At 61.6% G+C, this 12,435-nt stretch carries 12 protein-coding genes; 7 read left to right on the top strand and 5 right to left on the bottom strand.

The window, feature by feature from the left end:
* The first annotated feature begins 7 nt into the window (after positions 1–7).
* The 5 genes from ACI3KW_RS17855 to ACI3KW_RS17835 all read left to right on the top strand — a co-directional run bounded on the left by ACI3KW_RS17855 (position 8) and on the right by ACI3KW_RS17835 (position 4,301).
* Positions 8–658, top strand: a complete 651-nt coding sequence (locus tag ACI3KW_RS17855) for a DNA-3-methyladenine glycosylase family protein (RefSeq protein WP_404849215.1) — start codon at positions 8–10, stop codon at positions 656–658.
* Positions 659–809: 151 nt separating this feature from the next.
* Positions 810–1,634: an outer membrane protein gene (locus ACI3KW_RS17850; RefSeq protein ID WP_404849214.1), complete on the top strand. Its 825-nt coding sequence runs from the start codon at positions 810–812 to the stop codon at positions 1,632–1,634.
* A 159-nt stretch (positions 1,635–1,793) separates the two neighbouring features.
* The gene (locus ACI3KW_RS17845; RefSeq protein ID WP_404849213.1) at positions 1,794–2,915 is read left to right on the top strand and encodes a helix-turn-helix transcriptional regulator; all 1,122 of its coding nucleotides are present in this window, start codon (positions 1,794–1,796) and stop codon (positions 2,913–2,915) included.
* A 65-nt stretch (positions 2,916–2,980) separates the two neighbouring features.
* The gene (locus tag ACI3KW_RS17840; RefSeq protein ID WP_404849212.1) at positions 2,981–3,643 is read left to right on the top strand and encodes an alpha/beta hydrolase; all 663 of its coding nucleotides are present in this window, start codon (positions 2,981–2,983) and stop codon (positions 3,641–3,643) included.
* 100 nt (positions 3,644–3,743) lie between these two features.
* Positions 3,744–4,301: an HNH endonuclease gene (locus tag ACI3KW_RS17835; protein ID WP_113119861.1), complete on the top strand. Its 558-nt coding sequence runs from the start codon at positions 3,744–3,746 to the stop codon at positions 4,299–4,301.
* 45 nt (positions 4,302–4,346) lie between these two features.
* Here the strand turns inward: ACI3KW_RS17835 and ACI3KW_RS17830 are convergent, their stop codons facing one another.
* Positions 4,347–4,592 (bottom strand): hypothetical protein, encoded by a 246-nt coding sequence (locus ACI3KW_RS17830; RefSeq protein WP_404849211.1) that lies wholly within the window; start codon positions 4,590–4,592, stop codon positions 4,347–4,349.
* 98 nt (positions 4,593–4,690) lie between these two features.
* Between ACI3KW_RS17830 and ACI3KW_RS17825 the strand changes: the two genes are divergently transcribed.
* Complete coding sequence (locus ACI3KW_RS17825) at positions 4,691–5,305, top strand: TetR/AcrR family transcriptional regulator (protein ID WP_404849210.1); 615 nt, start codon at positions 4,691–4,693, stop codon at positions 5,303–5,305.
* A 5-nt stretch (positions 5,306–5,310) separates the two neighbouring features.
* Here the strand turns inward: ACI3KW_RS17825 and ACI3KW_RS17820 are convergent, their stop codons facing one another.
* Entirely contained in the window at positions 5,311–6,270 is a 960-nt protein-coding gene (locus ACI3KW_RS17820) for a peptidylprolyl isomerase (protein ID WP_262171333.1), read from the bottom strand.
* A gap of 410 nt (positions 6,271–6,680) precedes the next feature.
* Between ACI3KW_RS17820 and secA the strand changes: the two genes are divergently transcribed.
* Entirely contained in the window at positions 6,681–9,425 is a 2,745-nt protein-coding gene (gene secA / locus ACI3KW_RS17815; protein WP_404849209.1) for a preprotein translocase subunit SecA, read from the top strand.
* Between the two features lie 85 nt (positions 9,426–9,510).
* Here the strand turns inward: secA and ACI3KW_RS17810 are convergent, their stop codons facing one another.
* The 3 genes from ACI3KW_RS17810 to ACI3KW_RS17800 form a co-directional block, all read right to left on the bottom strand.
* Positions 9,511–10,164 (bottom strand): hypothetical protein, encoded by a 654-nt coding sequence (locus tag ACI3KW_RS17810; protein ID WP_404849208.1) that lies wholly within the window; start codon positions 10,162–10,164, stop codon positions 9,511–9,513.
* Positions 10,165–10,273: 109 nt separating this feature from the next.
* A complete protein-coding gene (locus ACI3KW_RS17805; protein WP_404849207.1) occupies positions 10,274–11,281 on the bottom strand; it encodes a murein L,D-transpeptidase family protein in 1,008 nt (335 codons plus the stop codon).
* Between the two features lie 145 nt (positions 11,282–11,426).
* Positions 11,427–12,380, bottom strand: a complete 954-nt coding sequence (locus tag ACI3KW_RS17800; RefSeq protein WP_113119856.1) for an acetyl-CoA carboxylase carboxyltransferase subunit alpha — start codon at positions 12,378–12,380, stop codon at positions 11,427–11,429.
* Positions 12,381–12,435 lie beyond the last annotated feature (55 nt).

The raw sequence follows: 12,435 nt of genomic DNA, 5'->3' as shown, positions 1-12,435 counted from the left end.
CAGACAAATGCCTCCGTCACCGCGCATCGATAGTGTTGATTCCATTGCAGCCCATCTCGACGTGCTGGTCGGGATCGATCCGCGACTGGCCGCCATCAGGGCGGTGACCGGGGACGTTTACCCGCGCATCGACGCTGCCGGTTTTGTCGGGATTTCGCGCATTGTCTGCGGGCAATTGCTGTCGGTGGCGAGCGCCGCCGCCATATGGGCGCGCTACATAAAGATCGAGGGGGCGCTCGATCCGGAGAGTTTTCTGAAGCTCGATGAGGCGGCGATCCGTGCCGTCGGCTTTTCCGGCGGCAAGTATCGAACGGTGCGGGCGATTGCCGAAGCGATGGCCTCCGGTACGCTGGATTTCGACCATCTCGAGACCCTGCCGGCGGATGCGGCAGTAGGCTACCTGACGGCCCATAAGGGGATCGGTCCCTGGACCGCGCAGGTCTATCTTATGTTCTGCGCCGGGCATCCTGATATCTTCCCGGCCGGGGACTTGGCGCTGCGAAAGGCGGTGCAGGATGGGCTTGGACTTGATCGGCTGCCCGAAATCAGCGAACTGGCCAATCTGGCACGAAACTGGGCCCCGCACCGTTCGGCAGCGGCACTGCTGTTCTGGCGCTATTATGCGGTTCGCCGTAACCGCGAAGGCGTGTTGAGCTGAGGGTTTGGCTTTGAGGCATGTGGCGGATGCGCCACAGAAATTTCCTTACTGGGAATGGACCCCATTAAGTCATTCAAATGAATGATGTGGAGAAAGATCAGCTTTGCTCATCTTGCGCCGCGGTTGTTTCGGCGAGGATGAGGGATTTTTGATGCGGAGCGCAATTTTGCTGGTTGGAGCCAGCCTTTCACTATTGGCGAGCAGCGCGCAGGCGCAGGACATTACCGATTGGAGCGGCTTTTACGCCGGAGTGCTGGTCGGCTATGGGATGGACCGGACCCAGACCGAGTCGACATCGTCAATCATACCGCCAGTCGAAGCTGGTGACGATGTATTCTACTCGGGCAGCAACCGGTTCTCGCAGGAGCGGATCGAGGGGCTGCTAGGCGGCGTCGGCGCGGGCTACAATTTCCAGCACAACCAGTTTGTGCTGGGCGTCGATGGCGATATCAATTTCGGTGATCTGGACAAGACCACCAGCGCATTTGGTTCGCTCACCATTGACGATCGGGAAGATGGCGAGGTCTTCGAGCTGGGTCAGGGCAGTGACACGACCTATGGCATCGATTGGTACAGCACCTTTGCGCTGCGGGCCGGCGTCACCTTCGATGGCTGGCTGGTCTATGCCAAGATGGGCGCGGCGGTCGGCAATGTTTCGTCCAATTCGACATCGAATTTCACGGTTGCATCCAACCTTCCCCCCGAGGATATGCCGCTACCGGCGGGGTCGTATTCGTCCTCGGCCAATACCAGCCAGCTTCTATTCGGGCCGACATTTGGCCTTGGCGTCGAAAAGATGCTGACATCGAACATTTCGGTGGGCGCTGAATATAGCTATGTCGGACTGCCTGACGTTACGATCCCGCAGGCGAGCGGCATTGGTGGGGGCCTGCTAGGCATTGGCGGCGGTTCGGACCCGATTGAAGTCACCTCCAGCATCCATGTGCTCAAGGGCACGCTCAAATATCATTTCTAGCACCTTCCTGATGCAGCTGTGCCTCATCGCCAGCTGAACTTGATCCCGGCGATGCGGTATTGCCCTCGCCGGGCTTTTTCCGGCTTGCCACAATGGCATCCGCATGGATGATACCGCAGTGCGGCAAACACAGCGTCGATGGACGCGGGTGGTTGCAAAATGGCTGAGACTTCTCCGCAGGATCTGACGGATCTGTCGAACTACCTCTATGGCGCGGTGTTCGACGACGCTATGTGGGCCAAGGCGGCCGAGGTGGTGCGCCGCGCCACCAATAGTCAGCATGTCGCGCTGGGCTTCTTCGATTATCAAACGCGGCAGCAATCCATGCTGCATGGCGATTGCGAGCCCGAGTTTGAACAGAGCTATCGCGATCTGGTGGATATCAATCCCTTGGCTCGCCCGATGCAGGCAATGGCGCTGGGCACTGCGCTGGTTGACCAGCAGGTGTTGGCTCACGGTGATTTCGAGCGCTCCGCTTTCTTTGATCTGTGGATGCGGCCACAGCAGATGCATAGCGCGATGATGCACAAGATCAGCACGCGCGATCGCATCAATGGCTATCTGGCGCTCAATCGCGGCGGTAAGGGCGGCAAGTATGACCGGCGTGAGTTGCAGGTTATCGATGAAATCAGTTCGACGCTGGCGCATGCGGTCACCCTGCGCGTACGGTTCGGTGCCCGTACCATGGCGCAGACGGGGGCAGAGCTGGACGGGCGCGGCATCGGCTGGGTGGCCGTGTCCGGCACCGGCAAGCTGATCTGGGCCAATGACGCTGCCGAGGCTCTGCTGGCCGAGCCGGGTTCGGCCATCAGCGGGCGGCTGGGCGCTTTGCGTGTGGTTCATCCCCTGCAGATGCGAGAATTCATGGCGGCCTTGCAGCGCGCCAATGCGCCGGCGGGCAGCATTGGCACCGACATGATCGCCACGCATCCTGAAACCGGCAATGCCGTCGCATTGTCGATCATCCCGGCGCGCAATCTCTTCGTGCAGGGCCTCCCCGCGCTGCAGGGCGCCCATATCGCAATACGCGACCTGTCCGAACGCCTGCCGCCGGGCTTTGAAGATCGGATCCGCGCCATGTTCGATTTGACGCCTAAGGAAGCGGCGCTGGCGGCGGCTTTGGCGAGCGGGCGGGCGCTGGGCGATGTCGCGCGCAGCAATGGCGTGTCGATCCTGACGGTGCGCACGCAATTGGGGCATTTGTTCCGCAAGACCGACACCAGGCAGCAGAGCCAGCTGGTGTCTCTGCTGCTGGCGGTGGAGCCATTGCCGCAGATGTAGGTCTCTGCGGCTGGATTTTTGCGCGATGGCGGGGCAGGGTGCACCGGTCATTTTTGGAAATCGCCATGTCCGCAAAACTCTCCGGTCCCATGCTTGCGCCCAAATCGGGCGGTCAGCCCAGTCATGCCGTGGTGCTGCTGCATGGTTATGGCAGCGATGGCGCCGATCTGATTGGGCTCGCGCCGCATTGGCAGGATATTTTGCCTGATGCGCTGTTCGTGTCGCCCAATGCGCCCGAGGCGTGCCGGGTCAACGCGGCGGGCTATCAGTGGTTCGACATCGACTATGAAGGCAATCGGCTGGCCAGTCGGCAAATGGGTGTGGTGCAGGCGCGGCCGGTGCTGGTCGAGTTTCTCAACGATCTGTGGCGCCAGACTGGAGTGACGCCGCAGCGGACCATCCTCGCCGGCTTCAGCCAGGGCGCGATGATGGCGCTGCATGTGGGCCTGTCGCTGCCCGAGCCGCTGATGGGGATCATTGCCTTTTCAGGCGCCTTTCTGCCGGCAGAAGGGTTTGCCGAGGGAAAGTTTGCCAAGCCGGCGGTGTGCCTCGTGCATGGCGACATGGACCCGGTGGTCGATCCTGAATTGAGCGCCGATGCCGATGTGGCCTTGCGATTGGCCGGCTATGATGTGGCCTATCATGTCAGCCCCGGCGCGGGGCATGGCATTGCGCCGGACGGTCTGGCTTTTGCCAGCGCATTCATCGCCAGCCAGCTCGAAAAATAATCACGCGTGCCTCTGCACATGCCCGCTTCACAGCCCTGACACAAAGGGCCTAGTATAAGGGGGCTATGGACTTACTCGATTCCCGATCCGGGAGACTCAAGTGACGATCCACGTGTCGCCTGAGGCCTGTCCCGCACTCGTTCTGAACGCCGACTTCCGGCCGCTCAGTTACTATCCCTTGTCATTGTGGTCTTGGCAGGATGCGATCAAGGCTGTGTGCCTGGATCGGGTCAATATCGTCAGCCATTACGATACGGTCATCCACTCGCCCAGCTTCGAAATGCAGCTGCCCAGCGTGGTGTCGCTCAAGGATTATGTGAAGCCGGCGCGGCATCCCGCGTTTACCCGCTTCAACGTGTTCCTGCGCGATCGCTTCCAGTGCCAATATTGCGGTTCCAAGGATGACTTGACCTTCGATCACGTCATTCCGCGCTCCAAGGGCGGGCTGACCACCTGGGACAATGTCGTGGCCGCCTGTGCGCCGTGCAATCTGCGCAAGGCCAATCGGCTGCCCAGCGAAATCAAGATGTATCCTCATCAGGCGCCCTATCACCCCAGTGTGCATGATCTGCACAATAATGGCCGGGCCTTCCCGCCCAACCATTTGCACCAGAGCTGGCTCGACTATCTCTACTGGGACATCGAGCTCGAGCCGTAATAACGAAAATCCCGCCTGGCTTTCACCGGCGGGATTTTTCATTGCTCACGCCGCCTGAGCGGCTGCGGGTTTGCGGCCGGCGATGAAAGCGCCGAAATAGCGGGTAATCAGCGGCACGATCAGCAGGACGATGGTGGTTGCCATGAAGGGCACCAGCACGAGGCTTCGCTGCCAGATTTCCCAACCGGTGGTGAGCGGCATCAGGATGTAGAGATAAAGGGTCACGACCGGATAGACGGCCAGGGTCATGATTGCGGCCATGCGCAGACGTGCAGCGAGAGAGGGCTTCATTTCCGAGCTCCATTGAAACGGTACGTTTCGTTATATATGAGAACGACACGTTTCGTTCAAATCTTTTCTTTCGACACGTTCTGTCCGATATTGCTGACATGACAGAGCCGAGCGCAGACGACAGCGAGGAGCGCCGCCGATCCATCGGGGCGCGGCGCAATCCCGATACCCAGGAAGCCATTCTCGACGCGGCTGAGGCCATTGTCGAAGAGGAAGGCATTGCGGGCTTTTCCATCGAGGCAGTGGCCAAGCGGGCGCGTGCTGGCAAGCCGACCATCTATAAATGGTGGCCGGGCCGCACGGCTTTGCTGCTCGAGGTCTATCACCGGCACAAGCCGGCAAATGTACATATGGATACCGGTAGCGTGGAGGGCGACGTGGTCGCCTTCTTCACCGGCGTCTTTGCCCATTGGGGCAATACCGGCGCTGGACAGGTGTTCCGCTTTATCGTCGCCGAAGCGCAGCGCGATGAGGCGGCCGCCGCTTCGCTGCGGGCCTATGCGCTTGAGCGGCGCCAGCAATCCGGGCAGATTTTCGAGCGGGGCGTGGCGCGGGGCGAATTGGCTGTCGATATCGATACGGGGCTGGCTGCCGACATGCTGGCGGGGTTTGCCTGGCATCGGCTGCTGACCGGGCGGCTGATAGCGGATCCAGAGGAGATGCGGCAGGCGGCCCGGCAACTGGTCCGGGGGCTGTTAACCCCCGGACCATAGGATGCTTACTGTGCGGCGGGAGCCGCTTCGCCTTCACCCGCGGCGGCGGCCGGCTCGGACTGTGCCTTGACGGCGGCGTCGAGGGCCGCGTCGGGAATGTCGATCGTGACGCCTTCCATCAGCTTGGCAACGGTGCCGTCAAAAGTGGTCATCAGCAATTGCTGCTGCAACTGGCTGGCGACCTGCTCGAAGGTGGGCGGAGCGGATTCGCGCTTTTCCTCGAGCTTGATGATGTGCCAGCCGAACTGGGACTGCACCGGCTCGGAGACCTGGCCGATTTCGGTCAGGGCGTAGGCAGCTTCCTCGAAGGGAGCGACCATCATGCCCTTGCCGAAAAAGCCGAGATCGCCGCCATTGGCTGCGCCCGGATCGATCGACTTTTCCTTGGCGATGGTGGCGAAATCGGCGCCGCCGTCGAGCTCGGCCTTGATCGCCTTGGCTTCTTCTTCGGTGGCGACCAGGATGTGGCTGGCGCGGATTTCCTCGGCCGGCTTGAAGTCGGCGACGAGCTTGTCATATTCGGCGCGCACGGCTTCTTCCGTCACCGAATTGGCGATGGCATCAGCAAAGTAGGCGCGGCGCAGGGCGCGTTCTTCAAGATAGGCCAGGCGCTGCTTGAACAGGGGCGTGTCGCCCATGCCGGCATCGCGACCGGCCTTGGCCATGACCTTCATGTCGATCAGCACACGCAGCAGGAACGGACGGCGCTGGTCGGCCGGCATCTGGCTGAGTTCCTGGGTCAGGTCTTCGGCCGCAAAGCTCAGATCGGCTTCGGTGATGGTTTCCCCACCAACTGTTGCGACCACGGCATCGGGAGATACAGGCGCAGGTGCCTCGGCAGCAGGCGCCTCGGCGGCGGGAGCAGGAGCTGCGTCCTGCGCGAAAGCGGGGGCGACAGCATTGGCCGCCATGAGCAGCGCCAGCACGCTGGCAGTCGTGGCAAGGCGCAGGGTCGAAAAGGACATCAGGACATTCTCCTTGGCCGGCGCATCCGGTGGCGCCTGGGCTCGTTACTGGTCGGCCTGCCCTCACACGGCATCGGGGCCAAAATGTGCCGCGCCGCTACTTGTGAGGAGACGGCGGCAGTAGAGAGGCCTAATTGCCGGTTTGGGCCGGGTTTCCGGCGGGCGCAGGAGGTGTCGCCCATTTCGGCGGCGTTGACAAGACAATGGCTCGCTCTTACATCTCACGCGCTTTTCAAGGCCCCTGGCAAGGCAATGGACAATGACGTCCTGACTTGCCACGGGGACAAACGAGATCGTGAAGCCGCAACGGCTTTGTCATCGCGCCGACGAGGCCAGCCGGGTAAGGTGCCCGACCGAGACCGCCTAGGCCTTGCGCGCCCGCGCCGGTGATCAAAAAAAGGACCTGACATATGGCACTTGCTGCGCTCGCCCGGCGGATATTCGGTTCTCCGTCCGATCGGCACGTCAAGCGGTTCCAGGGCAAAGTGGATGCGATCAACGCACTCGAGCCCGAATTCGCCAAAATGACCGACGATGCCCTGCGCGGCATGACGGCCGAATTCAAGTCGCGGTTGGAAAAGGGCGCCAAGCTGGACGAGCTGATCGTGCCGGCTTTCGCGGCGGTACGCGAAGCCTCCAAACGCGTGCTGGGCATGCGGCATTTCGATGTGCAGCTGATCGGCGGCATGGTGCTGAACGATCGCTCCATCGCCGAGATGCGGACCGGTGAAGGCAAAACGCTGGTGGCAACGCTGGCCGTCTATCTCAATGCGCTGACCGGTGAAGGCGTCCATGTCGTCACGGTCAACGACTACCTGGCCCGCCGCGACGCTGCCTGGATGGGGCAGATCTACAATTTCCTGGGCATGAGCTACGGCATTATCGTGCACGGTCTGACCGACCCGGAGCGCAAGGCCGCTTACGCCGCCGACATTACCTACGGCACCAATAACGAATTCGGCTTCGATTACCTGCGCGACAACATGAAATATACGCGCGCCCAGATGGTGCAGCGCGGCCATGCCTATGCGATCGTCGACGAAGTGGACTCCATCCTGATCGATGAGGCGCGCACGCCGCTGATCATTTCGGGTCCGTCCGAAGACCGCTCTGATCTTTACGTTAAGATCGACGAGCTGATGGCAATTCTCGACGAAGGCGATTTCGAAATCGACGAGAAGCAGCGCTCGGCGACCTTCACCGATGCCGGCATCGAAAAGCTCGAAGAGCGCTTGGCGGCCGATGGTCTGCTCAAATCGTCCTCTATGTATGACGTGGAAAACGTCGCCCTGGTGCACCACGCCAATTCGGCGCTGCGGGCGCACAAGATGTTCCGCAAGGACAAGGACTATATCGTCCGAGACGACGAAGTGGTGATCATCGACGAATTCTCCGGCCGCATGATGCCGGGCCGCCGCTATTCGGAAGGCCTGCATCAGGCGCTTGAAGCCAAGGAACACGTCAAGATCCAGCCGGAAAACCAGACGCTGGCCTCGATTACCTTCCAGAATTATTTCCGCCTTTACAAGAAACTGGCCGGCATGACCGGTACGGCCTCGACGGAAGCCGAAGAATTCGCCGATATCTATAAGCTCGACGTGGTCACCATCCCCACCAACGTGCCGGTGGCGCGTAAGGATGACGAGGACGCCATCTACCGCACGGCTGCGGAAAAGTTCGACGCCATTGCCGATCTGATCAAGCAATGCCAGGAGCGCGGCCAGCCCGTGCTGGTGGGCACGACCTCGATCGAGAAGTCGGAAATGCTGGCCGAACTGCTGCGCAAGAAGAATGTCGGCTCCATGAACGTGCTGAACGCGCGTCACCACGAGCAGGAAGCTTTCATCGTTGCCGATGCCGGCCTGCCGGGCGCCATCACCATCGCGACCAATATGGCTGGCCGCGGTACTGACATTCAGCTGGGCGGCAATCTCGAAATGCGTATCGAGAAAGAGGCCGCGGGGCTGGAGGGCGAGGCGCGCGAGGCCAAGATCGCCGACATCAAGAGGACTATTGCCGAGGACAAGGCCAAGGCTTTGGCCGCCGGCGGGCTGATGGTGATCGGTACCGAACGGCATGAAAGCCGCCGCATCGACAACCAGCTGCGCGGTCGTTCGGGCCGTCAGGGCGATCCGGGCCATTCGGCCTTCTTCCTGAGCCTACAGGACGATCTGATGCGCATCTTCCCGGTGGAATCGATGGATTCCATGCTGGGCAAGCTGGGCCTGGAACAGGGCGAATCGATCACCCATCCCTGGGTAACCAAGGCCATCGAGCGGGCGCAGGGCAAGGTCGAAGCGCGCAACTTCGATATCCGCAAGAACATCCTCAAATACGACGACGTGATGAATGATCAGCGCAAGGTGATCTTCGAGCAGCGTCTGGAAATGATGGATGCCGAGGATGTCAGCGAGACGGTCGTGGAAATGCGCCACGATCTGATCGAAACGCTCGTTGCCAAGGCGATCCCGGCGCGGTCCTATCCCGAGCAGTGGAATACCGAGCAGCTGGAAGCGGCTGCCAAGACCTATCTCAACCTCGACGTGCCGGTGAAGGCATGGGCCGAGGAAGAGGGGATCGATGCGGAAATCGTGACGGAGCGACTGATCGAGGCGGCCGATGCCGCAGCTGCGGCCAAGGAAGCGCAGACGTTGCAGGCGTTTGAAGCAGCCGGCACGCCCAACCCAACCGTGATGCGGCAGGTGGAAAAAACCATCCTGCTGCAGTCGATCGACGGGTTGTGGCGCGAGCATCTGGTGACGCTGGATCACCTCTCCAAGGTCGTGGGCTGGCGCGGTATCGCACAACGCGATCCACTCAACGAATACAAGCAGGAAGCCTACGAGCTGTTCCAGGCGCTGCTGACCAATATGCGTGAGCTGGTGACCACCCAGCTCAGCCATGTTGTGTTGCAGCCGCGCCCGGTGGCGCCGCCGGCGCCTGACTTTTCCCGCATTCGCGAAACCCATATCGATCCACTGACCGGCGAGAACGATGCCGATGGTGGCGACACGATCGCGGATTCGCTGGGTGCGGTGGGCAGCGATCCCTCGCTGCGGCCGGTCGATCCCAAGCTGCTGGTTGGCGTATCGCGCAATGCGCCCTGCCCATGCGGCTCGGGCAAGAAATTCAAGCATTGCCACGGCGCGTTCTAGGCGCCGATTTGGCTGGATAGATAAAAGCCCGGGCAGCGATGCCCGGGCTTTTTGTTTGTGCGGAATGGGATTGTGCGCAACCCGCTCAGCACTTCACGCGGATTTCGGCGAAGCCGGTGGTGCCGCCGTCGCCGGAGGACATGACGCTGATATTGCAGGTGCTGTCGGGCAGGGGAATGGTGGCGCCCGAGGCGATGGTGGTGCCGCCAGCCAGGGTGATGAAGCCATTGTCCACCACGGCGATATCCACCTTGGCGGTGTTGTTGCAGATCGGGTAGCTGTCGCCCGCCGAAACCAGGATGCGCATGCCATCGGGCAGGCAATCGGCATTGGCGGCGCTGGCTGCCGGGCCCGTGGGCGCTGCATCGGGGGCCGCAGGAACGGCCGGCGCCGTGCCGCTGCGCCAGTTCTGTTCGAGGATGGCCAGGCGATTGGCCAGGTCCCGCAGGGCCCCGTCATTGCCGGCCGGGGCTGCCGCGGGTGCAGTTGTGCCTTGCTGGCCATAGAGCGCCAGGCTCAGGCGGATTTGCGCTATATCGGTGGAGATGCGGGCGATATCGCGCTGGGTCTCGGTATAGACCCAGCCGGCGGCAGCAATGGCAGCCACGCCGACCAGGCCCACGACGAAGCTCAGCACCCGGCCGGTGACCGGCTGGCGGGGCGGTTTTTGGGGCCCGGGAGGAGAAGCCGTGGCCGGCTCCTCCTTGGAAACGCCGCCCAGTGTCCAGGTGTCTTGCACTGCCAGGTCTCCATCATGCGCCAGCGCGTTGTCATTGCGCCGGAATGCGGCCCAAGCATGATGCTCAGCCAAATTGCTCGCGCTGATGTCGGCGCCCGTTAGCCGCGCATCAAGGGCGAATAGCGGGGATCGGGGCGATTTTTCCGCTCATCACCGGCACGATATTGGCATCCTTGCCGCCGCCAAAGACATTGCCCAAGCCGCCAAACAGTCCGGTGACGGCACCATTGATGGCCTCGCCGCGGGCCTTGATGGCAGCCTGCTCGCTGGCCTTGCGCTGGGCACTGGTCTGATGGCTTTCAATCGCTGTGGTATCAGCGGCCTGCAGCGCCAGCAATTGCGGGCTGCGGCTCACCGGCGGGCAGGGGCCCAGCGCATCGAGCGGAGTGCGATTGTTGGCGTTGAAAATATAGCGCCCTTCGCAGACATCCCAGACGGGCGGAGTCTTGGTCAGCTCGAAAATGTCGGAGCCTTCCTTGATATTGCGCCAGAAATCGAGATGCGGGCTGGCCACGTTCTGGGCCAGCTTGGCGCTGCTCATGCGATAGGGCAGGATCTGGATCTGGAAGCTGGGGTTGCCGCCCTTGAAGGTTTCGCGTGCCAGCGCATAGATTTCGGCAATGCCGGCATCGGTCATGGCGAAACAGCCCACCGATTTGCAATCGCCATGCACCATCAGGTTGGAGCCGGTGCGGCCAAGAGCACGGTCGAACTTGTTGGGAAAGCCGACATTGAAGGCCAGGTAATAGGACGAGTTCGGGTTCATCAGGCCGGGGGTGATGGTGTAAAAGCCCTCGGGGCTCTGATAGTCGCCTTCCTTGACCTTGGGGCCCAGTCCGCCCGAATAGGCGCAGATGGCGTATTGCTTGAAGAGCGCATATTGGCCCGATTTGGTGCGTTTCCACACCTCAAGCACTTCTTCCTGCTTGAAGACGCGGATGACCATGGGCTCGGATGGTGAGGACCCGATACGGGCCAGGCCCGCCAGCGTTTCGCTCGAGAGCGGCCGATTGGCCTTTTCATTGCCGCCCTTGACGAAGGTCGTGCAGGCGGCAAGGCCGAAAGCCAGCCACAGCAGGATGATCAGCGAGCAGATATTGCGCAGAAGCGTGGACACCGGGAGCCGCCAGATGATGCGATAATTGGAGTGACCCTTAGCGGGCCATAGTTACCGCAGCATGAGTATTCGCGGTGAACGATTCCTTACCATGCCGAAAAATTGGCTGGAAGCGGGCCGTTCACGCGAAGATGTGATGGCGTTCCTAGAGCGTCGTGCCGATGGCCAGGAACTTTTCGCGGCGATGTTCGCGAGTTTCCAGCCGTCCCTTGCCGGCAAAATCGGCCAGGAACTTGTCGATGGCCGCGCTGGTCGAGGCCATGATCTGCTCGGGATGGCGATGGGCGCCGCCGGTGGGTTCGGGAATGATGCCATCAACCACGCCGAAGGCCAGAAGATCGGCCGAGGTGATCTTCATGGTGGTGGCGGCGTCCTGGGCCTTGGCCGCGTCTTTCCACAGGATGGAAGCGCCGCCTTCGGGGGAAATCACCGAGTAGATGGCGTGTTCGAGCATGAGCACGCGATTGGTGGTGGCAATGGCGATAGCACCGCCCGAGCCGCCTTCGCCGATGATGATGGCGAGGTTGGGAACGCCCAGTTCGAGCGATTTTTCGGTGGAGCGGGCAATGGCCTCGGCCTGACCGCGCTCTTCGGCGCCGATGCCGGGATAGGCGCCGGCGGTATCAACGAAGGAGATGACCGGGATATTGAAACGGTCGGCCATGTCCATGATGCGGACGGCCTTGCGATAGCCTTCGGGGCGGGCCATGCCGAAATTGTGCTTGAGGCGGCTTTCGGTGGAATTGCCCTTTTCCTGGCCGAGAATGGCGACGGGCTGACCGTTGAAGCGCCCGAAACCGGCCTGCACGGCAGCGTCTTCGCCGAATTTGCGGTCACCCGAAAGCGGGCTCCACTCGGTGATCAGGCCGGTGATGTAATCGGAAAAGTGTGGGCGCTGAGGGTGGCGGGCAACCTGGGTTTTCTGCCAGGGCGTCAGCTTTTTATAGATCTCGACCAACGCCTCGTCGGCGCGGCTCGACAGGCGGTTGACTTCCTCATCGATGGACACAGCCTGGTCGGTCGCCGCGAGCGACTTGAGTTCGGCGATCTTGCCTTCAAGATCGGCTACCGGCTTTTCGAAATCGAGATAAGACTGCATCCCACCGCCCGTTTGGGGTCGTTTTGCTGCGACCATAGAAGTAAGGGGTTGCTCT

It is taken from the genome of Devosia sp. ZW T5_3 (assembly GCF_044987315.1).
GTDB lineage: Bacteria > Pseudomonadota > Alphaproteobacteria > Rhizobiales > Devosiaceae > Devosia.
This window is presented reverse-complemented; position numbering and strand designations above follow the sequence as displayed.

Excerpts from the sequence above, each read along its gene's own strand:
- ACI3KW_RS17855 (WP_404849215.1), top strand. The coding sequence starts at position 8 with ATGCCTCCGTCACCGCGCATCGATAGTGTTGATTCCATTGCAGCCCAT.
- ACI3KW_RS17850 (WP_404849214.1), top strand. The coding sequence starts at position 810 with ATGCGGAGCGCAATTTTGCTGGTTGGAGCCAGCCTTTCACTATTGGCG.
- ACI3KW_RS17845 (WP_404849213.1), top strand. The coding sequence starts at position 1,794 with ATGGCTGAGACTTCTCCGCAGGATCTGACGGATCTGTCGAACTACCTC.
- ACI3KW_RS17840 (WP_404849212.1), top strand. The coding sequence starts at position 2,981 with ATGTCCGCAAAACTCTCCGGTCCCATGCTTGCGCCCAAATCGGGCGGT.
- ACI3KW_RS17830 (WP_404849211.1), bottom strand. The coding sequence starts at position 4,592 with ATGAAGCCCTCTCTCGCTGCACGTCTGCGCATGGCCGCAATCATGACC.
- ACI3KW_RS17825 (WP_404849210.1), top strand. The coding sequence starts at position 4,691 with ATGACAGAGCCGAGCGCAGACGACAGCGAGGAGCGCCGCCGATCCATC.
- ACI3KW_RS17820 (WP_262171333.1), bottom strand. The coding sequence starts at position 6,270 with ATGTCCTTTTCGACCCTGCGCCTTGCCACGACTGCCAGCGTGCTGGCG.
- secA (WP_404849209.1), top strand. The coding sequence starts at position 6,681 with ATGGCACTTGCTGCGCTCGCCCGGCGGATATTCGGTTCTCCGTCCGAT.
- ACI3KW_RS17800 (WP_113119856.1), bottom strand. The coding sequence starts at position 12,380 with ATGCAGTCTTATCTCGATTTCGAAAAGCCGGTAGCCGATCTTGAAGGC.